This is a genomic window from Clostridioides sp. ZZV14-6150 (genome assembly GCF_020657875.1).
Lineage (GTDB): Bacteria > Bacillota > Clostridia > Peptostreptococcales > Peptostreptococcaceae > Clostridioides.
Map to the genome: position 1 here is coordinate 1 of NZ_JAGWDA010000005.1, position 25,598 is coordinate 25,598.

26 protein-coding genes and 1 pseudogene are annotated in these 25,598 nt (G+C 28.3%); 5 read left to right on the forward strand and 22 right to left on the reverse strand.

The window, feature by feature from the left end:
• Positions 1-514: 514 nt before the first annotated feature.
• A complete protein-coding gene (locus tag KGF41_RS07270) occupies positions 515-2,905 on the reverse strand; it encodes a heavy metal translocating P-type ATPase (protein WP_227827693.1) in 2,391 nt (796 codons plus the stop codon).
• Between the two features lie 22 nt (positions 2,906-2,927).
• Entirely contained in the window at positions 2,928-3,293 is a 366-nt protein-coding gene (locus KGF41_RS07275; protein ID WP_227827694.1) for an ArsR/SmtB family transcription factor, read from the reverse strand.
• 202 nt (positions 3,294-3,495) lie between these two features.
• On the opposite strand from KGF41_RS07275, the gene KGF41_RS07280 reads away from it, so the two are divergent.
• The gene (locus KGF41_RS07280; RefSeq protein ID WP_227856532.1) at positions 3,496-4,344 is read left to right on the forward strand and encodes a hypothetical protein; all 849 of its coding nucleotides are present in this window, start codon (positions 3,496-3,498) and stop codon (positions 4,342-4,344) included.
• A gap of 328 nt (positions 4,345-4,672) precedes the next feature.
• Here KGF41_RS07280 and KGF41_RS21105 read toward each other — a convergent pair.
• Positions 4,673-4,750 (reverse strand): annotated as a pseudogene (locus KGF41_RS21105) (DUF6485 family protein); the annotation flags it as partial.
• 95 nt (positions 4,751-4,845) lie between these two features.
• On the opposite strand from KGF41_RS21105, the gene KGF41_RS07290 reads away from it, so the two are divergent.
• Positions 4,846-5,631 (forward strand): EFR1 family ferrodoxin, encoded by a 786-nt coding sequence (locus KGF41_RS07290; RefSeq protein WP_227842609.1) that lies wholly within the window; start codon positions 4,846-4,848, stop codon positions 5,629-5,631.
• A gap of 323 nt (positions 5,632-5,954) precedes the next feature.
• Here KGF41_RS07290 and KGF41_RS07295 read toward each other — a convergent pair whose 3' ends face one another.
• Positions 5,955-7,043 carry a hypothetical protein gene (locus tag KGF41_RS07295; RefSeq protein ID WP_227842610.1) on the reverse strand — a complete coding sequence of 363 codons (1,089 nt, stop codon included), beginning with the start codon at positions 7,041-7,043 and terminating at the stop codon, positions 5,955-5,957.
• A gap of 125 nt (positions 7,044-7,168) precedes the next feature.
• On the opposite strand from KGF41_RS07295, the gene KGF41_RS07300 reads away from it, so the two are divergent.
• Entirely contained in the window at positions 7,169-7,897 is a 729-nt protein-coding gene (locus KGF41_RS07300; RefSeq protein WP_227827698.1) for an HAD family hydrolase, read from the forward strand.
• A gap of 457 nt (positions 7,898-8,354) precedes the next feature.
• Here the strand turns inward: KGF41_RS07300 and KGF41_RS07305 are convergent, their stop codons facing one another.
• The 4 genes from KGF41_RS07305 to KGF41_RS21110 form a co-directional block, all read right to left on the reverse strand.
• A complete protein-coding gene (locus KGF41_RS07305; protein WP_227854677.1) occupies positions 8,355-8,852 on the reverse strand; it encodes a hypothetical protein in 498 nt (165 codons plus the stop codon).
• A gap of 10 nt (positions 8,853-8,862) precedes the next feature.
• Positions 8,863-9,303 carry a hypothetical protein gene (locus KGF41_RS07310; protein ID WP_227827700.1) on the reverse strand — a complete coding sequence of 147 codons (441 nt, stop codon included), beginning with the start codon at positions 9,301-9,303 and terminating at the stop codon, positions 8,863-8,865.
• Positions 9,293-10,132, reverse strand: coding sequence for a DUF5685 family protein (locus KGF41_RS07315; RefSeq protein WP_227842611.1), 840 nt, complete (start codon positions 10,130-10,132; stop codon positions 9,293-9,295). The genes KGF41_RS07310 and KGF41_RS07315 overlap by 11 nt, the downstream gene beginning before the upstream one ends.
• 392 nt (positions 10,133-10,524) lie before the next feature.
• Positions 10,525-10,596 carry a helix-turn-helix domain-containing protein gene (locus KGF41_RS21110; RefSeq protein WP_227842691.1) on the reverse strand — a complete coding sequence of 24 codons (72 nt, stop codon included), beginning with the start codon at positions 10,594-10,596 and terminating at the stop codon, positions 10,525-10,527.
• A 127-nt stretch (positions 10,597-10,723) separates the two neighbouring features.
• Here KGF41_RS21110 and KGF41_RS07325 point away from each other — a divergent pair, with 127 nt between their 5' ends.
• Complete coding sequence (locus KGF41_RS07325) at positions 10,724-10,816, forward strand: helix-turn-helix domain-containing protein (protein WP_227842692.1); 93 nt, start codon at positions 10,724-10,726, stop codon at positions 10,814-10,816.
• 323 nt (positions 10,817-11,139) lie between these two features.
• On the opposite strand, the gene KGF41_RS07330 is transcribed toward KGF41_RS07325, so the two are convergent.
• The 3 genes from KGF41_RS07330 to KGF41_RS07340 form a co-directional block, all read right to left on the reverse strand.
• On the reverse strand, positions 11,140-11,280 hold the full coding sequence (locus KGF41_RS07330; protein ID WP_227842612.1) for a hypothetical protein: 141 nt from the start codon (positions 11,278-11,280) through the stop codon (positions 11,140-11,142).
• Between the two features lie 162 nt (positions 11,281-11,442).
• Positions 11,443-11,595 (reverse strand): helix-turn-helix domain-containing protein, encoded by a 153-nt coding sequence (locus KGF41_RS21115; protein ID WP_413841441.1) that lies wholly within the window; start codon positions 11,593-11,595, stop codon positions 11,443-11,445.
• 23 nt (positions 11,596-11,618) lie between these two features.
• Positions 11,619-12,233: a TetR/AcrR family transcriptional regulator C-terminal domain-containing protein gene (locus KGF41_RS07340; RefSeq protein ID WP_227856533.1), complete on the reverse strand. Its 615-nt coding sequence runs from the start codon at positions 12,231-12,233 to the stop codon at positions 11,619-11,621.
• Positions 12,234-12,497: 264 nt separating this feature from the next.
• On the opposite strand from KGF41_RS07340, the gene KGF41_RS07345 reads away from it, so the two are divergent.
• Entirely contained in the window at positions 12,498-13,142 is a 645-nt protein-coding gene (locus KGF41_RS07345; RefSeq protein WP_227827706.1) for a nitroreductase family protein, read from the forward strand.
• Positions 13,143-13,508: 366 nt separating this feature from the next.
• Here KGF41_RS07345 and KGF41_RS07350 read toward each other — a convergent pair whose 3' ends face one another.
• The 11 genes from KGF41_RS07350 to KGF41_RS07400 all read right to left on the reverse strand — a co-directional run bounded on the left by KGF41_RS07350 (position 13,509) and on the right by KGF41_RS07400 (position 25,405).
• Positions 13,509-14,894 (reverse strand): M20 family metallopeptidase, encoded by a 1,386-nt coding sequence (locus tag KGF41_RS07350; RefSeq protein ID WP_227842614.1) that lies wholly within the window; start codon positions 14,892-14,894, stop codon positions 13,509-13,511.
• A 162-nt stretch (positions 14,895-15,056) separates the two neighbouring features.
• On the reverse strand, positions 15,057-15,800 hold the full coding sequence (locus KGF41_RS07355) for a glutamine amidotransferase (RefSeq protein ID WP_227827708.1): 744 nt from the start codon (positions 15,798-15,800) through the stop codon (positions 15,057-15,059).
• 19 nt (positions 15,801-15,819) lie between these two features.
• Entirely contained in the window at positions 15,820-17,082 is a 1,263-nt protein-coding gene (locus tag KGF41_RS07360) for a M20 family metallopeptidase (protein WP_227856534.1), read from the reverse strand.
• 18 nt (positions 17,083-17,100) lie between these two features.
• Positions 17,101-18,099, reverse strand: coding sequence for an ABC transporter permease (locus KGF41_RS07365; RefSeq protein ID WP_227827710.1), 999 nt, complete (start codon positions 18,097-18,099; stop codon positions 17,101-17,103).
• Positions 18,083-19,594, reverse strand: coding sequence for a sugar ABC transporter ATP-binding protein (locus KGF41_RS07370; protein WP_227840056.1), 1,512 nt, complete (start codon positions 19,592-19,594; stop codon positions 18,083-18,085). The genes KGF41_RS07365 and KGF41_RS07370 overlap by 17 nt, the downstream gene beginning before the upstream one ends.
• Positions 19,595-19,644: 50 nt before the next feature.
• Positions 19,645-20,601, reverse strand: coding sequence for a substrate-binding domain-containing protein (locus KGF41_RS07375; RefSeq protein WP_227827712.1), 957 nt, complete (start codon positions 20,599-20,601; stop codon positions 19,645-19,647).
• A gap of 47 nt (positions 20,602-20,648) precedes the next feature.
• A complete protein-coding gene (rbsK, locus tag KGF41_RS07380) occupies positions 20,649-21,542 on the reverse strand; it encodes a ribokinase (RefSeq protein WP_227827713.1) in 894 nt (297 codons plus the stop codon).
• 41 nt (positions 21,543-21,583) lie between these two features.
• Complete coding sequence (locus KGF41_RS07385; protein WP_227827714.1) at positions 21,584-22,606, reverse strand: LacI family DNA-binding transcriptional regulator; 1,023 nt, start codon at positions 22,604-22,606, stop codon at positions 21,584-21,586.
• 219 nt (positions 22,607-22,825) lie between these two features.
• Positions 22,826-23,803 (reverse strand): biotin synthase BioB, encoded by a 978-nt coding sequence (gene bioB / locus KGF41_RS07390; RefSeq protein WP_227850281.1) that lies wholly within the window; start codon positions 23,801-23,803, stop codon positions 22,826-22,828.
• Between the two features lie 196 nt (positions 23,804-23,999).
• Positions 24,000-24,263, reverse strand: a complete 264-nt coding sequence (locus KGF41_RS07395) for a hypothetical protein (protein ID WP_227827716.1) — start codon at positions 24,261-24,263, stop codon at positions 24,000-24,002.
• 68 nt (positions 24,264-24,331) lie between these two features.
• Positions 24,332-25,405, reverse strand: a complete 1,074-nt coding sequence (locus KGF41_RS07400; protein ID WP_227827717.1) for a DUF362 domain-containing protein — start codon at positions 25,403-25,405, stop codon at positions 24,332-24,334.
• Between the last annotated feature and the right edge of the window lie 193 nt (positions 25,406-25,598).

A 25,598-nucleotide genomic window follows, 5' to 3' on the forward strand; every position in this document is an offset into this window, starting at 1 on the left:
TTATCAAAATATCTGGCTTTATGGTTTGTTTCTTGTTTTATAAATTAACCTACTGTTTAATTTTCAAAGTTCATTTTTCATTTTCCATGTTTGCCCTTTTCTTAAGGACAAGTAATACTATATCACCTTAAAAATAATTCGTCAATACTTTTCAAATTATTTTTTTAAATTTTTTAATTTTCATTATCACATATTCCATTATAATGTAGTAATACCATAGCTTCAATCAATTTTAATATATTTATATTTTTTTATAAAAAATCACAATTGTTTATCTTAATTATTAATATTTTAAATATTTCTATATACAAATTCAACAGTTATAATAGAATTATCCCTATATAAATTGAAAAAATACAGTAGAAAATACAGACAATAAATAAGAATATAGAAATAGATGTAAATAAATACAATCATAAAAGAAGAAGTATTAATACAGTTAGAATAAACTTATCAATACTTCTTCTTTTATAATCAATCTTTTAATAAAATCTATTTATTTTTAACTTACATATTATCTCATAGCTCTCATAGCATTTAGTACTGCAATAAGTGCTACCCCTACATCAGCAAATATAGCCTCCCACATAGTAGCTACTCCTCCAGCTCCTAGTGCCATAACTATAACTTTTACACCTAGAGCAAATATTATATTTTGCCATACTATCTTATTAGTCTTATTTGCTATTTCAATGGCTTTAGATATTTTACTTGGTTCATCTGTCATAAGTACTACATCTGCTGCTTCAATAGCTGCATCTGAACCTAGACCTCCCATTGCTATACCAACATCTGCTCTAGCTAAAACTGGTGCATCATTTATTCCATCACCTACAAAAGCTATTTTTTCTTTTTCTGTTCTACCTTCATACAACTCTTCTAGTCTATCTACCTTTTCATTAGGAAGTAAATTAGAGTAAACTGTATCTAATCCTAACTCTTGAGCGATATTTTTTGCTACTTTTTCATTATCTCCAGTTAACATTACAACTTCTTTTACTCCTATTGATTTTAAACTTCTTATGGCATTTTTACTATCTTCTTTTATCTCATCAGATATAACTATATAACCTCTATACATTTTATCAACAGCAATATACACTACTGTTCCAACTTCTTTAGCTGGTGAATAGAATATATTTTCCTTTTTCATAAGCTTCTCGTTACCTGCCAATATAAGTTCACCATTGTATTTTACTCTAATTCCATAGGCTGCTATTTCCTCATAACTATCTATTGTATTTAAATCAATTTTCTTACTATAGTAGCTTAATATAGATTTTGCTATTGGATGATTTGAATTTACTTCTGCAAGAGCTGCATATTGCAATAATTCTTCTTCTGATATTCCCACAGGATTTAACTTAGTTACATTAAACACACCTTTAGTAAGGGTTCCTGTTTTGTCAAACACTACTGTATCTACACTTCTTAAAGCCTCTAAGTAATTACTTCCCTTTATAAGTATTCCATTTTTAGATGCAAATCCAATCCCACTAAAGAAACTAAGTGGTATTGATAAAACTAATGCACAAGGACAAGAAACAACTAAGAATATCAACCCTCTGTATAGCCAATCACTAAATACTTCACCTGAAATAACAAGTGGTGGTACAAATGCTATCAATAAAGCAGCTATAACTACTACTGGAGTATAGTATCTTGAAAATTTAGATATAAAATTTTCTGTTTTTGATTTTTTAATGCTAGAATTTTCAACAAGGTCAAGTATTTTTGAAACTGTTGACTCTCCAAAGCTCTTTGTAACTTCAATAGTAAGTAAAGCATTCTTATTTATAACACCTGATAAAATTTCGTCTCCTTTTTCAACTTCCCTTAATACAGACTCTCCTGTAAGTGCAGAAGTGTCTAACATAGATACTCCATCTACTACTACACCATCCAATGGCACTTTTTCACCAGGTTTTACTACTATTATATCACCTATATTTACTTCTTCTGGAGATACTACTTTAACTTCAGAGTTAACTTTTAGGTTTGCATAATCTGGTCTTATTTGCATAAGTGAAGTTATAGACTTTCTAGACTTTCCAACCGCAACACCTTGTAAATACTCTCCTACCTTATAGAAAAGCATAACTCCTACTGCTTCTGATAGTTCTCCTATTAATAATGCCCCTACTGTTGCTAGAGCCATTAAGAAGTTTTCATCAAATACTCTTCCTTTTGATATATTTCTTATTGCTCTTAAAAGTACATCTCCACCTACTATCACATAAGCAACTATAAATACTATATTGCTAAATTGACTTTCAAATCCTGTTGCTGTTTGATATATACCAAAAATATATACAAGAGCTCCTATTATAAGTGGAATTAATTCTTTTTTATTTGTATCGCTCACAGTTTCTGACTTTTCAATCGTTCTAGATTTTGTTTTATCAGAAGACTCTACTTGTATATCAAGTCCTGGTTCTGTTGAGTCTATTATTTCTTTTATTTTATTTATAACAGAATCTTCTTCAAAAGTACTTATTATGTTTACTGTAAGTTTTTTATTTACAAAATTCAAATTAGAAGATTCAACCTCTTTTAGTTTAGAAACTTTGTTGTTAATCTCTTCTGCACAATGTGCACAATTTAATCCTCCTAATATAAGCTCCTTTTTAGTTGATGTTTTGTTGGCTATTGTATTGTCTTTAGAGCTTATTTGTATATTAAGTCCTGGTTCTGTTGAATCTATTATCTCTATTATCTTTTCTATAGTATTTTCTTCATCAAAACTATTTTCTATATTTACTGTAAGTTTTTTATTTATAAAATTTAGATTAGAAGACTTAACCTCTTGTAGCTTAGAAACTTTGTTGTTAATCTCTTCTGCACAATGTGCACAATTCAATCCTCCTAATATAAATTCCTTTTTAATTATATTATTTGCTTCCATATATATTCACTCCTCTCATTTATCATTTATAAGTCTCTCTAATATGATTTAATCCACAGTCAAATATTTGACTTATATGGCTATCATCTAATGAGTAATATACTGTCTTTCCATCTCTTCTAAATTTTACTAACCTAGCCTGTTTTAATACTCTAAGTTGGTGAGATATTGCAGAGTGAGTCATATTTAATAAACTTGCTATATCACATACACACATTTCATTTGCAAATAATGCATATAATATCTTTACTCTAGTAGTATCTCCAAATACTTTAAATAATTCTGCTAAATCATATAACATTTCTTCATCTGGCATAGTTGACTTAGCTTCTGTTACTATTTCCTCATGTATTATATTACAACTACAATCATTTATCTCTTCTCTCATTGTATAATCCTCCGTTATTTTAATATATGAATAACTGTTCATATGTTCATTATATGCTATTATATCTGATTTCGCAACAATATTTTTTTATTTATTTAATAATAATTAGAATGCACATATTATGGACTTTTTTAATATATATATTATTAGAATAAGTTTTTGTAAACTTTTTTATAGTTTTTCTAGGAGGTGCAAGTTTAATATGAGTAATAAGAAAAAAAAGAACTTAGATACTAGTTACATGCCTTACTTAGACCCTGCTAATTATGCAGATTATATTACTAACGAAGAAATTCCCCAAGATGAGTTGAGAAATGACCCACAAATCCCTAGTGGTTATACAAAAATACCTAATAATCAGAACATAAGTAACATTTATCCTAATAGCGTAAATAATTATCCTAAAAGTAGTAATTCTCCAAACAACTTGCCTAACACAAATAATACATCTGGAAATATGAACTACAACACATCTAATCCAAACAATATGCCTAACAACATGAACTATAATACATCTAATAATATGGGTGTACCTACTAATATGTCTGGTAACATGAATAACAATATGGGTATGCCTAACAACATGTCTGGTAACATGAATAACAATATGGGTATGCCTAATAACATGTCTAGTAATATGAATAATAATATGGGTATGCCTAATAATATGTCTGGTAATATGAATAATAATATGGGTATGCCTAATAACATGTCTGGTAACATGAATAACAATATGGGTATTCCTAACAATATGTCTGGTAACATGAATAATATGGGTATGCCTAACAACATGTCTGGCAACATGAATAATATGGGGTATAATATGAATAACATGGGTATTCCTAACTTATCATGTAATCAAAATATGCCTCCTAATGTACTTATGATGATACCAGGTGTTATATGTCATAATACAATGAATGGTATGCCTGTAGTTATGCCTAGTAATATGCCTTCTAACATGTATCCGACTCCTTATGGTTCTAGTAATATGTCTATACAAGGTATGCCACAAACTAATATTGAGGAGTTTGATGAGGAAGAAATGTAAAATATTTTTATTTTTTAAATAAATTGTATAAGACCTTAATAATTGAACATAATAGTAAATGTATTCCTCATAATATTCCCCCAATATTATTATAGGTATAAAATTTTGATTGAATATCCTTTTATTTAGTCAAAAAATATTAACATAATCTAATAAAATAAATGTAAATAAAAAATCAGATAAAATAAAATTTTATCTGATTTTTTATTTACATTTAACTTAATACTTAAAAAATATCACTGTATATCACTATTTGTTTGATGTTTATGTAAGTAGCTCACAAATCCTTCAATCGAATAGTCAGTTACATCATGCATATCTTCATTAACTATACAAAAAAACATGCTGGCATTTTCTTCTTGTTTAGATTGTCAAGGATACATGGACTACACCCTTTCTCATGGTTTTTTGGATTTCTTAGATATTTCTCAACTTAAGTTTACTAGCTCTATGTTATAATGACTCTAACAAGTTATTATCTTATTTATAGGAGGTATTGTTTTGAATAAAATATGTGTATTTTACTTCTCTGGAACTGGTATGACAAGATATATTGTAAATAGAATAAAACAAGAATTTGAAAATCAACAGACTTATGTTGATTGCAGAAGAATTGAAAATATCAAGATGTCTAATATTCATTTAACATCATATGATTCAGTAGGAATAGCTTATCCAGTACATTCCTTTAACGCACCTCAAATTGTATTAGACTTTGTAAAACACTTACCAAAAATAGACTCTATGGATACATTCATAATTCATACAGCTGGAGAAGAACATTATATAAATTATGCTTCATCCAATTTACTAATCAAAAGATTGAATGCTAAAGGTTTCAAAGTATTTTATAATAAATTGTTTGCTATGCCCTCAAATTTTATGGTTAAATATGATGACCAAAAAACAAAAGAGCTTATTAATGAAGCAGATAAAAAAATACCTATTACTGTACATAATTTAATAAATCGAATCTCACATCTACCAACTAGTAGAACTTCAGTAAAATTTTTAGCTTTTTTTGGTAGATTAGAGTGGTATGGTGCTCGTATTTTAGGTAAGTTCTTCTATGTTAAAGATACTTGTACTCACTGTGGTAAATGTGCCAATAATTGTCCTAAACATAATATAAATATTACCAAGGATAAAGTCAAATTTAATTGGAGTTGTTGTTTGTGCATGAGATGTATTTATAATTGTCCTGAACAATCAGTCTATATACATCAGCCATTTAAGTTCATCCGTCTTGATAGTTGGTATGATTCTAATATATTTACAAATAAATAAAAGCTTGTAATTTTATTATAACTATCATTCATAACTCTTTAATATTATTTTATTTTCATTATAAATCTTCATAGCTTCACCATAAAATATATCTTATTCCCTATATATCTAGTAATATGTTTAGATACGGTATGCTAAAAACCAATATTGACAAATATTATTAAAAAAAGAAATAAAATATTTTTATATAAATTGTATAAAATTTTAATAATTGACCACAATAATAAATGTATTCCTCATAATATTCCCCCAATATTATAGAAATAAATTTAAGCGAGATTAAATTCAGTTAATCTCGCTTAAATAATGTCCAAAATCATATATTATTCCAAAAAGTCATAAAAGTCTATTGAATCTGACTCTGCAAAATCGTATAAAGCATTTTGCTCAAAGAAAAATTTCTCCTCGAATTTAATGTATTTGCTATAATTAGACTGACTTATTTCATTAATACAATTACAATCATTATCACTATAAGTCCCTATAAAAAACTTGTTTCCCATTAAGTAATATATAGCTTTCATATCATTATTTATTATATATACATTTTCTTTAACATGGTCATTATTAAAATTAAATCTAGTAAAAAATATCCCTTCATTCATATTACTTTTTAATAAGAACGGATTTTCTTCATAAAATACTTTTGCAAACTCCTCAGGTGAACTTACACTATATACACTTACAAATTCACTCTTAGAAATTTCATCAAAAACTTCAAAGTCGTACATAGGCTCTTTATCTGTTACTAGCATAGAATTAATTTTAAAGCCAGTCTCATTACATTTACTTATACAAAAGGCTATTTTACATGTATAATACCCATCATTATCTTCATATAAAGCCTCGCTAATATACCTACCTTGTCCTTTATTGCTTACTGTATTTTTAAGCAATGTACCATTGATATTTGTAATATGCATATTTGCAATCTCGTCACTTCCAGAAAAGTATCTTAAACTTTCTCTGTCCCATGCTATAAACCTCATAGTCATATAGTTTATGAATTCAACTTCCTCATCAACTCTTTTACATATTTTATTATATAATTTTTCTATAGTTAAATCTGTTTTATAATTTTTTATAATGTCAATGTATTCACATTTATCTCCTGGTAATATCTTGTTATAACAAATATTCTTATTTCCAAAATAAGATACTAAAAACAGAGATTCCTCCTCTGTTAATCCAATTCTATCTGAGCCAAATCCACCCATTAATCTTTCTTCTTCTCTATAAGCTTCTTCTTGTGTTGGATTTTTCAAACTCACATAATCCGCCAAACCTAACCCTTCTGCATCCAATAAAAAATATTGACAAAAGTGATTTTTTTTATTGTCTATCCAATTTATTATAAGACCCAAGCTCCCCATAAGTCTAGAATTTGTAACCTTTGAAAAATTAAAATTCATACAATCACGTCCTTTAAAATTTAAAATCTTTATTTTTTAATATATAAATTATTATACATATATTTTAACAACTTAGGTACAATTTATAATATAATATAAGGAAATGATTAATTGAGGTGGTTTTTATGAAAAATATAGCAGCTTTTTTTGATATAGATGGTACTCTTTATAGGGACTCTCTTATGGTTGAACATTTTAAGAAATTAATTAAATATGATATAATTGACCAAAAAAATTGGTATAAACACGCTAGAGATACGTTTATGGATTGGGATAAAAGGCAAGGCAACTATGATGATTACCTATTAGAGATATGTAATCTTTATGTTGACTCCTTAAAAGGCTTAGATAAAACTTGCATTAATTTTACAAGTGACCAGGTAATTAAATTAAAGGCAGATAGAGTTTATAAATATACACGTTCAAGAATAGATTGGCATTTAAATCAGGGTCATATAGTTATCTTTATATCTGGTAGTCCTGGATTTTTAGTTGAAAAAATGGCTCAGAAGTACAATGTAACTGACTTTTTAGGAAGTGATTATGTGTTTGAAGATAATATATTTACAGGAACAGTCATACCGATGTGGGATTCTATAAGTAAAAATAACGCTATAAATGACTTTGTTGTAAAATATGATTTAGACCTATCAAATTCGTACGCTTATGGAGATACTAATGGCGATATAAATATGCTAAAAAGAGTTGGAAATCCAATCGCAATAAATCCTACAAAAGAACTTTTGGCTCAAATATCACTTAACAAGGAAATTTCTAAAAATGTTGAAATAATAGTAGAAAGAAAAGACATTATATATTCTTTATCTACAGATGTAAATATAGTGGATATTTAATTTATATTAGTTATTTTAAAGACTTATATAACAAAAGTCTTATTATAATAAAGGATGTCATCATTAGAATGATATCCTTTATTTTTATTTTAATAAATTTTCTATATTATAATTTTTTTATCTTAAAATAAGACAACATTCATCACTGCTATTCAAGTTATGTTTTTGTCCTTAACAGTATCTTATTTTCTTTTGATAGTATCTTTAAGAAAAACAGTTTTAACATGTTATAGATTTTGTTTCTCAGGTGGCGACTCCCTATTTTAAATAAAAAAATTGCTATTATCAAAATTTTTAAATCCTAGATGACAACACAAAAAGACTCTGACATAAAAATCAAAGTCTTTTTTATTAAACAAACTCATACATATGTTAATTTTATTTTTATATTTCAATGTACCTTCACAAATGTATTATTCATATACAAATTAAAATCATTCTAAAGTAAAACATTAGGTCAGTTGTTATTTTTAAATAACATCTTTCTTAGTCTATTATTGTAATAATCGATAAAGGAACTATATACATAATCGTATATTATAAAGGCTACCTCAAATGAGGCTACTATAATAATATTTATTGGAATATAAACTATTGTCCTTAATATAAAATACAATATAAATATCATTATGTTTGCAAATACTAATTTCATAAGATACTCAATATATATTGACCTATCTTTTTCTATAAAATATTTAACAATACCATATATCCCAAAAGTAAGGGAATATACAATCCATTGAGATTTACTTGCCATTACTATAAATCCTAATACTACAGAACCTATATAAAAAGCAATGCCACTTTTAAATCCCCATTCCATTATTACAATTGATACTAAAAGTGATGCTAACCCCATGATAAACAATGTATTTACAGAAATAATATTTGTAAGAGTTAACAGTATTACATTTAATGCTAATAAAACTCCTCCATAAGCAACTTTTATACTCATATTTATCATCCTAACAACAAGATATTAAATCTCCACCAAAACATTCACAACATGAATCTAGACACCAAAGTTTAGCGCAGTTTTCACAACAATCATCACCTAAACAACAGCAGTCATCACAACAACAGCAACAACATCCATCTAAATCATTACGTCTTCTTCTATTATAATTATCAGCTCTATTGTTATATTCATTTCTATATTGTGTATAACTTCTAAGTGCATCATTGTATTCCTGATTTTCAGGCTCCATGAATTTTGCTCTCTTTAAGAAGTCTTCTCCTTCTTCATAATATCCAATATTCATCGCAGAAAAACCAGTTAGATAATACCACTCTGCACATTTGTCAGTTAATGTTTTTAAAAAATCATAGGCTTTTTTAAATTCACTATTTTCCATAAAAGCTCTTGCTCTCATAAAATTTTCATTATTATAAGTATTACTGTACATTATTTTCACCTCTACTTTCTAATATATTCATGTATCTTAAATAAACCCCAGAATAAATTATATTTTCTATTATTCCAACGTTTTTATTTAGATTTAAATTATCAATTCCCCTAGCTAAAAAACCTAATGATGTTACAATTATTTTTTTAACTTTTTCTTTTAACTCATCATTTTTATCTATATATTCTATAAAAGGATTATATCTTCCTTTCTTAAAATCTTCGTCTAAATCTTCGTATGCATCTAATAAATATATATATTTACCTATATTAAAACCTATCATTCTTAGATTTCTCTCATTTTCATCTTTTTTATACGCAAATACTTCTCCCATTATATTTCCAAAGACATTAGACACTTCATCTATATTTATATTTTTGTCCTTTTCCAACTTATTTAATTCATTTAATTGTTGCTTTATATACTCAGCTTTTTCAGGATATTTCTCATAGGCTAAGTTTAATTTGTTTTTATATATATAATATGCTAATTTATCTTTTATGCGTTTATCATCCATTAAATTATCTTCCAATTTATAATACGTTAAAAGAACATTCATACTTGCTGCATATTCTGTAATATCATTTGTAATTATCTTTTTCTTCTTAAATGGGCTAACTACACACACTTCTTCTGTATTTGTAGACTCTGGCTTATATACTGCTGTTAATAAAATAATTAAAAAGGTTATATCATAATTCAGAGAAAATCTAGAAATTTCTCCATGATTTCTTTTTAAATATTTACATAGCCCACAATAATAAGCTTTGTAATGGTCATATTCTCTAAATGTTAAATCCATTTTGTTTATTTTAACATATCCAAACATAAATACTCCTTTTTGTACTACTTTTTATATAAATTATAATTTGTATTGTAACAATCTATATCTATAAATATCACATTTAACTCTTTTATATTCTCAACACTTCTTTGTGGTTTATAAAAAGTATTGTGACTTACATAAATGTATACTTAATTGGCTCTATTGTTTTATTAGTGAAAAAATGAGTGTATGCCATCAAACATGAACTCATTCTTTTTCTATTTTTTGTTAATTATTATTATATCATTAATAAAATTATAATTCATTGTTTAGAACTATTTTTCTGATGGTTTTAATATATCTTTTTCACTAAAATATCTTGTTAACTTTAAGGCATCAACTTCGAGTGCTTTTGTCAATTTAAGTATCAGTGTTGCTGTTGGACTATGATAAAATCATTCTCTCTCTAATTTTGATATATAACTTTGACTTATATTAGTTATTTTACTAAGTTGATTTTGGGTTATTTTTTATTTGTATGAAATATTTTTAATATGTTTTCTATTTTTAATTGCTACCAATATTTTACACTTACTATATTAATTATATGCAACAATGGTTGTCAATAATTAAATTGTGTACAATACATATCTTGTGATATCTATTAAATTTGATTCATTAGAAAAAATTTGCATGGCTCTCAAGTGTTCTCCTAATGAGTTATTAGGTTGGAAGCAAGATAAATAAAAATATTAATTCTAAAGGGTTTATTTATAACTATCGGAAGGCTACTTTAGTAGTTATTTTATAGATTTACATATGGTACATCAATAAGTTTTATATTTTTATACAATATAATTCTTACTGATATACCATTTAAAAACCTCATAAGAGGTCAGGAAACGATAGTATAATCATCACATACGTTTTATCAAATCTATTTTACATATAGTTTATACTTAGATAATAGCAGACATCTGTTTTTTCTACATTTGAATGAATTCTAAGAACTTTAATTTTACTATAAAAAAATAAATTCTTATTTTTGGATATACTCTACTACAGAAATTTTATTTATTTTTCTTCCTATCTAATGCTACTCCAATAAGTAACCCAAGGGATAAACCAATAGCTAAATTTTTAAATACTGAACCCCAAATAACACCAAAGCATAATCCTAATCCCAAATAACTTATATTTTCATTTTTCATATATTACTCCCTTAAATTTGATTGAAATATTTTAACTTTTCTAATTGATTCTTTTGAAGCTTTGACTATATCAGCTAAAATTCTTATCTCATAGTCATTACAATCACTTATCACTTATTTTAATTCTTTTTCAAGGACAACTTTAGAGTCTAGTATTGTCTCTCACTGTAATTCGTCGATTGATATGCCTAAAATATTATCAATCGCAACCAAAGTAGGTAGGCTAACACTAGAATTGCCAGTCTCAAAATTCGACATGTGTTGAGGCGTAATTTTTATCATTTCTGAAACAGTGTCTTGTGTTAAACTTTTCAAAATAATATCTATTAAAATTGTTTTTATGAATCTTTACGAATACCTACTGCCCTTAATGGACCGAGTAACGACATTCTAGCAAGTATCAGTGCCATTTCATCAGGAGATTCTTTCATGTTTTTTTCAAGCCAATATTGAATTACACCTAAGTCCGCTGAAAGTATATATTGTATAAAATATTCTTCTGAAATTACTGCCTCATCTATGTTAAAATTTTTTAACTTTTGTTTCTCAAACAAATTGATTTCAATAAATCTTTTTATTTTTCTTTCAAAAGTAGGGTCACCTTTGGGACCTAAAATAGATTTAATAATTACCGAATTTTTTCTAAAATATTCAAAAAGCTTTACCCTAAATGGAAGGGGTTCATTTGAGGCATCTATATTCATCATATTGACTGAATCAAGGTGCTTAGTCTCTTCTTCAATTTCCTGTATTATTTCATTTTCAATCTTCTCTAACAAGTCATACTTATCAACATAATGCAGATAGAAGGTTCCTCTATTTATATCCGCCCTTTGAGTTAAGTCAGTAACTGATATATTGTTAAATCCTTTCTCGTCTATTAACTCTGCTAATGCAGACCTAATCATTTTTTTAGTACGTATTGTTCTTCTATCAATAGATACTTTTTTCATGAATTATTCCCTCATTCTATATAAATTTTTTTAATTTTAATTAACAATTTTATAGTAAATGTTTATTACTTAACAATTTAAATATTATTGTTCATTGCATAAATCAATATAAATATTATAATATACATATAGGTTATTAATCAACAACGTGTTCATAAAAAATAGCGAATTAATTTGAAGTAAATGTTTAATATGACCGAAAATTTCGCCTTTATATGGATGCATTATAGGATATCTTAAGAATAGTATTAATGGAGGATAAAAATGAACAATTTAGATAAAAACAATGCTAATGAAGTTTTGGATATGCTGTTAAGAACTCGAAGATCCATAAGAAGTTTTACAAAAGAAATACCTTCAAAAGAACTAGTTGAAAAAATAATTGAAACTGGAAGACTTGCACCTTATGCAATACTTGCAGTAGCAAAGCAAACAGATTTTAGACATTTTTTTGTTATCTCAAATAACAGTTTACAAATGGATAAAATTAAAACTATTCTTGTTGATGTTATTAAAACTCAAATATCAACCCATGAGAAGGAGGCGGAGAACGACATCACTCTACAATCCTTCATTACTTCTTTAAAGATGCAAGTTAAAAAAGGGGTTCTTGGTGTAGGGACAGCACCTTATCTTATTATTGTGGCAGAACGTCGTGGAATACCAGCCATAGAACAAAAGTCATTATCTCATGTTATGCAGAATATGTGGCTTAAAGCAACTGCTTTAGGATTAGGTTTTGAACTTGTTAGTATAATAGGAAGATTAAGTAATAATAAAGATTTTTGCGATATTTTAGGAATACCAACAGGTGAATATGGATTTGATGCCTGTACAATTGGTTTCCCTACAGCATCTGTAACTAAGGAAGGCAGAGACGTTCCTCATCCATCCATAAAATGGATATAATAAATAATATTGAAAATCAAATATTTATAAACTATTCTTACATATTTTTAATAATAGGTGACATGTTGTTTCTCAGAGGAATCTATAATTTAACTGAACCCAAGATAATCAATTAATTACAAACAAAGAATAAATATAATAAAAGGACTTATAAATTATAAGTCCTTTTATTGAGCATGAAATTAAATTCTTTTCCTTCAACTCTGGTAAATAATTTTCCTGTATTTCTTTTAAAGTATATGTATATCCATCATAATCAATTATTTTTACTTCTGTTTGTGTCTTAGAATTTAATTATTCCTGTGGCTCGCAATATATATTTATACTATTTTATACAATTCAATCTTACTTACATTAAATTAGTTTTTAAATAATTGGAGTATATTCAAAACTGCCTAAAGTATCTTTTAATTCCTTTTTTGCTTTATTTACAATAGATTCATCAAGCATTACATCATTTATTGAACATGCTATAGATTTAGATGCTAACAACATCGCTTTAAATCCCATGTCAGAACCTGCACTAGCACAAGATTGCCATGTATGAGCAGAAATACCAATAGGCCAAACTGAACAAGAACATTGTGCTGTGGGAGTTATGTAACTAACATCTCCAATATCTAATGACAGTGATATACAGTTATTATGAGTAAAGGTATCATCTGTAACTTCATCATGTAGATTCATCTTAGTAATCTCCTTGTTTCCACTCAATACACTAGAAACACTAATTCTTTTGTCTATAGACACTGTTTCAGCTAATTTTTTTGCAAAATAGTAGTCATCTTCATCATACTTTTGTACCCCTATCAATTTCATGTTTTGTGATAAAACATCTGTTAATATTGTATTTGGAATATAGTCATATACTCCACTTATAATATTATATTCCATACTAGTACCACTCATCAATGCTGCTCCTTTTGCTATATCAACAATTCTGTCAAATACATCTCTTACATGCTCCATTTTAACTCCTCTTATGTAATACCATACTTCTGCAAAGTCTGGAACTATATTTGGCATTTCTCCACCATTAGTAGTTACATAATGAACTCTACAGCTATCAAATATATGCTCTCTTAAATAGTTACAACCTATGTTCATAAGTTCCACTGCATCAAGTGCACTTCTTCCGTTATAAGGAGCTTGTGCTGCATGAGCGCTAATCCCATTATATCTAAATTTTACAGAATAATTAGCAAGTGTTGGAATTCTTATTGGAGTGTTTATATCAAATGGATGCCAACTAAATGCACAATCGATTCCATTAAAGAAGCCTTTTTTTATCATTAATACTTTTCCTGACAAATCTTCTTCTGCTGGACATCCATAGTATTTTATAGTTCCTTTCAATTTTTTTAGTTTGATTAATTCCTTTATTGCAATTGCAGCTCCTATTGAACCTGTACCAAGTAAATTATGTCCACAACCATGACCTGCACCACCATCTGAAATAGATTCTTTTGTAATGGATACTTTTTGAGACAAACCACCTAAGGCATCATATTCTCCCAAAACTGCTATAACTGGTTTACCTTCTCCATAGCTAGCTACAAATGCTGTATCTATATCCTCTAATTCATCTACACTAAAATCATGTTTTTTTAAATATTCTTTTTGTAAGTTTGAAGCATAATATTCTTTATATTGAAGTTCTGGATTTTTCCATATTTTATCTGATATATCTCTTAACTCTTCCTGTATCTCATCTATATATTCAACTAAAAACTTTTTATTTAAATCACTCATATTAATCGTATAAACCTCCTTATTTCTAATAACTTATCAATTACTAACCAAAATAACTGATTTAAAAATATTTTCTATTGTACAGCTACTTTATACAATAAAACCTCTTGACTTGTAAGTTTCATTTTATCAAGTAAGAGGTCTTTTAAATTTATAAAATTTTTAGCATGTTAACCAATCAAGCATATTAACCCATAATTTATTATAATATTTCCAATCAGTAAATTCTCTTGGACCCCAATGAGGTGCACAATCAGAACTAAAGATAGCAGATTTTCCTTTTCCAAATTCACCAATAGCTACAAATGGGTCTCCTCCAATAGTCGCTAGTACAGGACAATTATCTTTAGCTATTGTCTTATTATATCCTAAGAACTGTGGCCATTCCTTTGGTATATCTTTTAAAACTGGATGTTCAGAATCAACAACAACTGGAGTTATTCCTGCTGGTTTTTCAACTCTATCATCTTTATCTATCATTGTTATTGGCAATACATCTTTGATAGCAGTTTCTCCAAATCTAGCTTTTGCATCTATACCTGTAAATGACATATATCCACCTACCATGATTAATGCTCCACCACTATTTACATACTCTTTAATTAATTCAAGTCTATCTGGATTACTATTACAATCTATAAATGTACTATTAGATAATAAGAATGTATTAGAACCTATATCAGATAATATTATACAATCATACTCATTTAACTCTTCCAATTTATATGGGAAGCTGTCTGCTGCTACATGTGCAGGCATATAAACTACTTCATAGCCTCCAGACTCCACTGCTTCTTTTAACCATTTTACTGCTTCTTCATAATGTGTTGTAACAAATGTGTCAAATCCCTTTATATGAGTTATATTTTTTACCCATGATTCCCCTACTATTAATACTTTTTTCATCTATATATTCCTCCTACTTTTATAAGTTTAATATTAGACTGGCATACATAAGTATACTGTCTAAATACTCTTGAATTTCAACATACTCATCTATCGCATGACATTGTTCTATTGAACCTGGACCTAATATTAATGTTGGAATTTTAGCTAAGTTTTTCATCAGTCTCGCATCATTTCCAGCCGTTGACCCTTTTATATTTAACTTTCTTTCTAAGGTTTCTTCTAATATCTTTTGAGTATTAACTATAAATTCAGATTGCTTTTCCATCTCAAAACCTAATCCTGATTGATATATGTTTATCTCTGGTTTATTATCTTTAAGCCATAAATCTCCATCAGCTCTTGTCATTATAACCTTAGTTATATCGTCTACAACTTGCTCATAACTCATTGTATTTGGCAAGAAATGTACACATAAATTAAATACACACTTATCTGGTACAGTAGAGCCTGCTGTTCCACCATTTATTACACCTAAATTTATTGTAGGTGGAGGTAATAAAGCATGCTTATATTTCATAAGCCAATTATGTTCTAACTCTTTTATATCTTGAAGTAATAACATCGCTTTTTCTATAGCGTTTACACCTTCCCACTTGCTTCCACAGTGGAGAGATACACCTTTAACTTCAACCTCAAAGAATACAAATCCCATATGTGCAATTATTATGTCCTTTTCTGATGGTTCACAAATTACACAATAGTCTCCATCAATGCCATTCATAACTGCATTTATAGTTCCATTTCCTCCGCCTTCTTCATCTACCACTGACATTACCTTTATATTGCCAGGTATATTTAAGCCACTATCTTTTATAAGTTTTACAGCTAATATTGAGGCTATTAGACCAGATTTCATATCTGCAGTTCCAAGTCCATAAAGCTTCCCTTTATCTTCTGTAGCACAATATGGATTATATCTCCACTTTTTTATATCACCAGGTGGCATAGTATCTACATGACCATTAAAAACTATTGTCTTACCAGGCAAATTATCACTGTACTTACATATTAAATTATATCTATCATCATAATTGTGACCTAGATTACCTTCTTTATATATGTATTTTGCCTTTTTAATTAAATCTTCGCTCATTTCTTGTCTATTTACACTAAACCCTATGGAATTTGCAAGTTTTTCAATATATTCTTGACCTTCCTTTTCAAATCCACCTAGTATTCCATGACCTGCATCTTCGGTTTTGATACTTACAAGCTCTTTTAAATAATCTATATATTCTTGTTTGTTACTATTTAATGTATCTAAGAGAATTTTTTTCATATTTCCTCCCAAGATTTATTATTTTGCTTTAGCTGACTTTTTTAATTTTATGTTATTTATCCATATAGCAAATAACATTACCAAACCTTTTATAATCATCTGATTATATGAAGATACACTCAATAGGTTTAATCCATTTCCCAATATTCCTATTATTCCAACACCTATACATGTACCTACTATAGAACCAGAACCACCCATCATATTAGTACCTCCAAGCACAACTGCTGCTATAGCATCCAATTCTGCTCCATCTCCAACAGTTGGTGAACCTGACGCTAAACGTGAAGATAATATTATTCCAGCTAAGGCTGTTAATAGTCCAGCTAAGGCATACACTTTAACTATAACTTTATTTACCTTTACTCCACATAGTCTAGCTGCTTCTTCATTCCCACCTACAGCATGTACATGGCGTCCAAAATCAGTTCTTTTTAAGAGAAAATGTCCTGCTATTACAACTATAATCATAATTATAACTGGTATTGGTATTGGTCCAACATATCCTCTACCCAGCATCTTAAATGCATCTGTGTTTACTGATATAGGTCTCCCTCCTGTAAACACAAAACTTGCTCCACTTATTATCGTCAACATAGCTAAAGTTACGATAAATGGTGGTAGTTTTTGTGTTGAAATAATTGCACCTTTTATGACACCTAGTATTGTTCCAATTGCTAATGCAAGTAACATGCCTACCCATATGGGTGCATTATAATTTACTACTGTTGTAGCCCAGAATGTACCTACTAAAGCAATTACTGCTCCTACACTTAAGTCTATTCCTCCTGTAATTATTACAAAAGTCATCCCTACTGCAAGAATTGCATTTATTGATATTTGTCTTCCAACATTAATTAAATTATCTAAAGTTAAAAAATTAGATGAAGCTACACTCATTATTATAAAAATTATTACAAGTCCTATAGCTGCACTCCCCTGGTCTTTAAATACACTTGTTAATTTTGATAATAATGGAGATGAAGTATTCTCTTTATGCTTAGTTATTGAACTCATTAATTTTACCTCCAAAAGCCAATTTTAATACATTATTTTCAACCATTTCTTCACCTTCTAAAAAGCCACTTATATGACCCTCTCTCATAACCATTATTCTGTCACTCATTGATATCAATTCTGGTATCTCTGAAGATATCATTATGATACTTACACCATCCTCTACCAAGTCACCCATTAGATTGTATATCTCTGCTTTAGCATTTACATCTATACCTCTAGTTGGTTCATCCATAATTAATATGTCTGGTTGTAATAAAAGCCATCTGGCTATTATAGCTTTTTGTTGGTTACCACCACTTAAACTCTGTATAACCTGATTCATATGTGGAGTCTTTATTTTTAAAGCTTCTATGTATTTTTCTAAAACTTCTTTTTCTTTTTTTCTGTCTATAACTGATTTAAATTTAGATACTTTCTTTAATCCCGCCATAGTTGTATTTTCTTTGACACTCATCTGTAAAAATAATCCAGTACCTTTTCTATCTTCTGTTATCAACCCTAAACCATTTTCAATTGCATCTGATGGTGTTTTGAATTTAATTTCTTTATTATTTAAATATATTTTCCCAGAGTTATATGTTCTAAGTCCAAATATAGCTTCTACGATTTCACTTCTCTTGCTTCCAACTAGTCCACCTATTCCTAAAATTTCGCCTTTTCTTATGTTAAAACTGACATTATTAAAAACATTGTTTTTAGTTAGATTTTCTACCCTCATAATTTCTTCTTTGATTTCTACTTTTCTTTTAGGGAAAAATTGGTCTAATTTTCTATCTATCATTAAATTAACTAATTCTTCCTCAGATGATACTTCTTTGGTATTCAAAGTCGAAATCGTTTTCCCATCTCGCATTATAGTTATTCTGTCACAAATCTCAAAAAGCTCTTCCATTCTATGAGAAATATATATTATACTAACTCCACTACTCTTTAAATCATTTATAAGTCTAAAAAGTATCTCAGTTTCTTTTTTACTTATTGAAGATGTCGGCTCATCCATTATTAAGACCTTAGTTTCTGATGATAAAACTCTTGCGATTTCAACCATTTGCTTTTGAGCTATACTAAGTTCTTTGACTAAGCTACTTGGATTTATATCTATTCCCATATTGTCAAAAATCTTTTTAGATTCTTCATTCATTTTTTTATCATTAGTTAAGACCTTGCCACTTATTTCTTTTCCCATAAAAATATTTTGTGCTACTGTCAATTCATCAAATACTGTTAATTCTTGATATATGGCATTTATACCTATTTTTTTAGAAATATCCGGTGATATATTTTCTATTTCTTTTCCCTCAAAAATAAATTTACCAGAAGTCTTTGCATGTGCACCAGTTAAAATCTTTATCATTGTTGATTTACCAGCACCATTTTCACCCAGTAGTGCATGAATTTCGCCATGAAATAACTCAAAATTAACATTATCTAACGCCCTAACTCCAGGAAATTCCTTAGCAATATTACTTAACTTTAGAATTATATTACTCATAATGACACTCCTTTTTAGATAGGATTTCTTTTAAATAATCTTATTTTTTATTAATTCTTAAAGTCTTTTATATTTTCTTTATCATAAAGTAAAGCTGGTACTGGTATATTTTTCTCTACCTTTTCACCTTTTATAGCCTTTACTACTGCTTCTACTGCCAAACGTCCCATTTCTTTAGGTTGTTGCTGAATCATAGCAAGAACAGTTCCATCTGTTATTCCAGTTGCTGCTTCATCAGTTAAATCAAATCCTACAATCTTAACATCCTTATTTTTTGCAGATTCAAGTGCAGCTTTAGCTCCTAATACACTATTTTCAGCTGTTGCATATATTATGTCTACATTTGGATTAGATTGAACTAAGTTTTCTACAGTATTAAGAGATTCTTCTCTATCATATCCTGGTTGTGAGTTTAATATTTTAACATTAGCTGAACCTTTTAATGCTTCTTTAAATCCATCTATTCTTTGCATTTGTATTTGAGATTTTAAATCTGTTACTATTGCAATTTCTGATTTCCCACCTAAGTTTTCATCTATGTACTTTTTAGTGTATTCGCCTAATTTTTTACCAGCATCATAACTAACTGTTCCAACATAACTTGTAATATTTTCAGTATTTAATACAGCATCTACTGTAACTACAGGCATTTTTTCAAATGCTCCTTCTACAGCTGGTACTATAGCTGAGTTGTCTGTTCCAAGTACTATCATTCCATCTACATCTTGTTGTATAAAATCTTCTATAGCTGATGTTTGCTTAGCTACATCTTGGTCTGGGTCATTTACTATGACTTTTACACCTAGTTCTTTAGCTTTTTCTTTTATCCCTTCGTCAATGTCTATAAAAAATTGATGTTGAAGAGTTATTGTAGATACTCCTATAGTTAAATCTTTCTTAGCTGAACTATCCTTCTTTTCTGATTTACTTGGTCCATCCATTGAACATCCTGTTAACATTCCTACTGCTAGTGTTGCAACAATTCCTAAAGATAAAATTTTTCTCATAATTACCCTCCATTTTTAATAGTTTTAGATTTGAACAATTTTAATTTTTATTTATTAATATCTAAATATTTTTCAACATCTTCCCTATAAGGCATTCCAGATTGAGCACCTAATTTTGTTACAGAGAGTCCTGACACTACTACAGCATACCCTACCGCTGTATATAAGTCTTTGCCTTCTGTTATAGCTACTGACAATGCTCCATTAAAAGTATCTCCTGCCCCTGTAGTATCTTGAACATCAACATTTATACAAGACACATGTTTTACTTCTTTGCCATCATAAAATCTAGCTCCATTTTTTCCTTCTGTTATTACAAGTTTATTTGGATGTTTTTTTAATACTTCTTCTATACTTTCCTCTGTGTCAAAAACTATCTTATATTCATGTTCATTTGGTGTTAAATAAGTTACTTTTTCTATTATATCTTCATCTAATCTTATTGCTGGTGCTGGATTTAATAAAATCTTTATCTTATTTTCAAAACAGAAATTTACCACATAATTTATTGTTTCTATTGGAATCTCTAACTGTAGTAATACTATATCTGCATTCTTTATCTCTTCTTCATTCTTTTTAATTAAATTTATATCTACTAGCTCATTTGTTCCTGGCACAACAACAATACTATTATCATTTTCACATAGTGTTATGACAGCAACACCAGAACTTTTTTGATTATTTCTAGCTATCAAATTATAATCAACTTTATTCTCTTTAAAATTTCGTATCAATTCTTCGCCTAAGCTATCTTCCCCTATACAAGATATCATTTTTACATTTGCACCTAACTTAGATGCTGAAACTGCTTGGTTAGCACCTTTTCCCCCAGGTGATGTAAAAAAACTATTACCTAGTATTGTTTCTCCTTTTTCTGGTCTTTTATCTACAGAACATACCATGTCCATATTTACACTTCCTATGACAACTATGTTTCCCATTACATTACTCCTTTACATATCTATTTATGCCTTTCTTACTGTTAATTACTTTCTTTCGTTGAAGCTCTTATCACTAGTTCTGGTTTGAAAATTAATTCATCAAAGGATTCTTTCTTATCTCCTCTTAGACAATTTATTAATATTTCACTGGCTTTATATCCTATATCATAAGATGGTTGTCGTACTGTTGTAAGTGGAGGACTTATTAAACTAGAAGTTTGAATATCATCAAATCCCACAACACTTACATCGTTTGGTATATTTAATCCTCTTTCTTGAAGACCTCTGATAACACCTATTGCAATCAAATCATTTGCACAAAATATCGCATTAAAAGCTATCTCTTCTAAAGTTTTTATAAATTCTTGCCCCCATTCAATCTTATATTTTCCTTCAAATACATAATTAGAATTGTAATCTAAATTATACTCAGTTAAAGCTTTTTTATATCCTTCTAATCTATCTATTGCTATTTCATTTTGAAGTGGACCACTTAAATATATTATTTTCTTATGTCCAATATCCAATAAATGTTTTGTAGCTATATATGCACCCTCAAAGTTATTTATTTTGACTATCCCTTTTAAGGTTTCTTTATTCATACTTATTTTCTTATCGATTAATACTGTTGGTATTTTTATATCTTTGTAATTTGCCTCTTTCCAGTTTGTATTTGACGATGCTGCAAAGATAATTCCATCTATCATTCTTTCTGATAATGTTCTTATCCCTTCATATTCCTTTTTGGCATCTTCATCTGTATTACATAAAATTATATTATAGCCTTCCTCATTAGCTTTATCTTCAACACCTCTTGATACGTCTGTGAAAAATGGATTTCGTATATCTGGTATAAGAAGTCCTATTGTATTTGTTCTTTTAGTCACTAAACTTTGTGCCAATTTATTTGGAACATAATTTTTTTCCTTCATTATTTTTAAAATCTTTTCTCTTGTTGCTTGACTTATATTTTCATCTTTATTGTTAATGACTTTTGACACAGTTGTTTTGGAAACACCAGCCAATTCGCCAATCTCTTTTATAGTTATACTCAAGAAGTTCACCCCCACAATTTAGGAAACCGTTTTACTTAACCGGTTACCTAGATACTATCACATCTTTTTTCGCTTTGCAACTACTTTATACAAATTTTGATATTTTTCTTATTTTTCAAAATATTTCTAACTATTAATTTAAATTTAGCACATTAGCTGATTTCCAAAAAAAATTAATCTACTTTTTTAATTCTTAAAAAGTAGATTAATTAATTTAAGCAATTTCTATTAAATTTTAAAGCCTTGTTCTTCAATCATTTTTTTATCATTTTCAATACTATTTCCTACAGTTGTTAAATAATCACCGACAATTGCAGAATTTACGCCCCCATTAAATCCTACCTTATCATATCCTTTTAAGGACAATCTTCCACCAGCATATCTTATATATATATTAGGAATTATAAATCTAAATACTGCTGTTGTTTTCAATATTTCCATTGGTTCTAATACATCATAATTTTCCATTGGAGTATTCTCAATTGGATTTAAAATATTTATTGGAAATGACTTCACATTTAACTCTTTTATTTCAAATGCCATCTTCAGTCTTTGTTCTTTACTCTCATTCATTCCAATTATTCCACCAACACATACATCTAGACCTGCTCTTTTAGCTTCTTTGATGGTTTTTATTCTTTCTTCATATGTATGTGTTGTACATATGCTTTCAAAATTATCCTTAGATGTCTCAACATTATGATGATATGTAGATACTCCTACTTCTTTTAATTTTTCAGCTTGATTATAATCTATAATCCCCAAAGATGCACACAATTTTAGACTGGTATTCTCTCTTAAACCTTCATAAATATGTAAAATATTATTAAACTCATCCCCTGTCATTCCTTTCCCACTTGTAACTAAAGAAAATCTATGGACTCCTTTACTTTCCATTTCTTTAGCCCTATTTAAAATCACGTCATAATTGAGTAATGAATATTCATCAATACCAGTTTTATAATGAGATGACTGAGCACAAAACTTACAATCTTCACTGCATTTCCCAGATTTTGCATTTACTATTGTACATAAATCTGCCTTGTTACCCATAAAAAATTCTCTTATTTCATTTGCTGCTTCTAATAAAATATCAAAATCATGTTTATTATTTGTATCAATATTTATTAAACTAAAAGCTTCTTTATAACTTATTTCTTTTCCATTTAAAACTTTATTTTTTAATTTGATTATGTATTCTTTCATATGCCCTCCTATTAGTCAACCTTTTTAACTTTCATAGTTTACTTATTATATATAGTATTACATATTTCCTATTTAATGGTCAACTTTATTTTAGATATAGGTTTACTATTTAAAAATAAAAAATACTGCTTTAAAATGACATTAGTATAACAAATTATATTATACATATCATTATTAAAGCAGTATTTTTAATAATTTACAAAACTATCCTTGTTTTTACTCCATCCAAGCTTTCCATTGTAATAATCTCTAAGCCTTCATACTCTCTAAAAAGCCACTTTAAATCTTTCATAGCTTGATTAACTTGACTCTTTGTTAGATTATTTATAAAATATTCTTTTCTAGTTTCTTCATATTCTTTACTTGTTAAAAAATTTCTTAGAAAATTAAATGCAAATACACTTGGAATATTGTTTACATTTGCTTTCTTGCTATTTTCCTTTTCATAGTAAATTTTCATAAATGCATACTCCTTTGATACTTTTAAATTCCTCTTACATCATTATATGCATTTAAGTCTATCTATTCTTATAATTTTATTAATTCATATTCTTTACTTCCCATTCCCATTTCACATGCATAGTCTATTATTCTAGTTCCATTTACATGAGGATGCTCATGTTTGAACACATCATGACCCATTTCCTTACAAACCAAATCATAGCATGCTTGCTCAATGGCTACAGGGTCTGTTGATGCTAATATTCCTATATCATGTGCAATCGGTCTACCTGACCAAGGTACACAATCACAAAGTGGAGTCACATTCATAACAAAAGTTATATACCCAACCTTATCTTTTTTATTTGATACTGCTCCATAAGCGTATTCTGCCATTTTTTCAACAAATACATCTGAGTCACTTTCCCACTGTATAGTTACTGCCCTAGTTGGACAGACAGTCGGACATTCCCCACAACCATAGCATACATCAGAGTCTATTACTGCCTTCTTATCTACTATACTTATAGCTTTTGTTGGGCAAGAATTAACACATTTTCCACATCCTATACACTTCTTTTCATTTACTCCAGGAGTAACATCAGAATGTTGCATTTGCTTTCCTGCTGCACTTGCGCACCCCATAGCTAAATTTTTTAATGCTCCTCCAAAACCTGCTGCTTCATGACCTTTAAAATGGCTCATTACTATCATTGCAGAAGAATTATAAATTTCGCCACCTATTTTTACACTTTCAAAATGTTTTTTATCTATTTGTACATTTTCATAATTTCTACTGTACAATCCATCTGCAATTATTACTGGCGCATTTACCACTGCATAGGCAAAACCATTTTCTATAGCTGTTGTAAGATGGTCTACAGAATTTGTTCTACTCCCTGTATATAATGTATTTGTATCTGTTAAAAATGGCTTTCCTTCGCAATCTTTAATCTTATCAACCACTTGTCTAACTGCTACAGGACTCATATATGTAGTATTTCCTTTTTCTCCAAAGTGAAGTTTGATTGCTACTTGGTCATTCTTTTCTATTAAATCTTTGAATCCTGCTGTATCAAATAATCTTCTTACATTGTTTGGCACATTTTTATTTTGCGAATTTGAGTATAAGTCACAAAAATATACTTTTGACTTTTCCATATCTACACCCCTTTAAAATATTTACTTGAATTAATTTTATCACTTTTAAAGTAATTTTTTAGTATATTTTACCACAATTAAAGATTCTTATCTTTATTTAATAAAAACAATATTATTTTAACTCCTTACTACATTGTTTTAACTCTTTACTAATTTAGGCTCTATATACTTATAGCATATCTTAAATAACTGA

Coding starts and splice junctions, on each gene's coding strand:
- KGF41_RS07360 (WP_227856534.1), bottom strand. CDS start 17,082: ATGAAAAAAATTCTCTTAGATACATTAAATAGTAACAAACAAGAATAT.
- KGF41_RS07375 (WP_227827712.1), bottom strand. CDS start 20,601: ATGAGAAAAATTTTATCTTTAGGAATTGTTGCAACACTAGCAGTAGGA.
- bioB (WP_227850281.1), bottom strand. CDS start 23,803: ATGAAAGAATACATAATCAAATTAAAAAATAAAGTTTTAAATGGAAAA.
- KGF41_RS07365 (WP_227827710.1), bottom strand. CDS start 18,099: ATGAGTTCAATAACTAAGCATAAAGAGAATACTTCATCTCCATTATTA.
- KGF41_RS07330 (WP_227842612.1), bottom strand. CDS start 11,280: ATGAAAAATGAAAATATAAGTTATTTGGGATTAGGATTATGCTTTGGT.
- KGF41_RS07280 (WP_227856532.1), top strand. CDS start 3,496: ATGAGTAATAAGAAAAAAAAGAACTTAGATACTAGTTACATGCCTTAC.
- KGF41_RS07300 (WP_227827698.1), top strand. CDS start 7,169: ATGAAAAATATAGCAGCTTTTTTTGATATAGATGGTACTCTTTATAGG.
- KGF41_RS07275 (WP_227827694.1), bottom strand. CDS start 3,293: ATGAGAGAAGAGATAAATGATTGTAGTTGTAATATAATACATGAGGAA.
- KGF41_RS07310 (WP_227827700.1), bottom strand. CDS start 9,303: ATGTACAGTAATACTTATAATAATGAAAATTTTATGAGAGCAAGAGCT.
- KGF41_RS07340 (WP_227856533.1), bottom strand. CDS start 12,233: ATGAAAAAAGTATCTATTGATAGAAGAACAATACGTACTAAAAAAATG.
- KGF41_RS07305 (WP_227854677.1), bottom strand. CDS start 8,852: ATGAGTATAAAAGTTGCTTATGGAGGAGTTTTATTAGCATTAAATGTA.
- KGF41_RS07270 (WP_227827693.1), bottom strand. CDS start 2,905: ATGGAAGCAAATAATATAATTAAAAAGGAATTTATATTAGGAGGATTG.
- KGF41_RS07395 (WP_227827716.1), bottom strand. CDS start 24,263: ATGAAAATTTACTATGAAAAGGAAAATAGCAAGAAAGCAAATGTAAAC.
- rbsK (WP_227827713.1), bottom strand. CDS start 21,542: ATGGGAAACATAGTTGTCATAGGAAGTGTAAATATGGACATGGTATGT.
- KGF41_RS07295 (WP_227842610.1), bottom strand. CDS start 7,043: ATGAATTTTAATTTTTCAAAGGTTACAAATTCTAGACTTATGGGGAGC.
- KGF41_RS07350 (WP_227842614.1), bottom strand. CDS start 14,894: ATGAGTGATTTAAATAAAAAGTTTTTAGTTGAATATATAGATGAGATA.
- KGF41_RS07370 (WP_227840056.1), bottom strand. CDS start 19,594: ATGAGTAATATAATTCTAAAGTTAAGTAATATTGCTAAGGAATTTCCT.
- KGF41_RS07355 (WP_227827708.1), bottom strand. CDS start 15,800: ATGAAAAAAGTATTAATAGTAGGGGAATCATGGGTAAAAAATATAACT.
- KGF41_RS07400 (WP_227827717.1), bottom strand. CDS start 25,405: ATGGAAAAGTCAAAAGTATATTTTTGTGACTTATACTCAAATTCGCAA.
- KGF41_RS07345 (WP_227827706.1), top strand. CDS start 12,498: ATGAACAATTTAGATAAAAACAATGCTAATGAAGTTTTGGATATGCTG.
- KGF41_RS07315 (WP_227842611.1), bottom strand. CDS start 10,132: ATGTTTGGATATGTTAAAATAAACAAAATGGATTTAACATTTAGAGAA.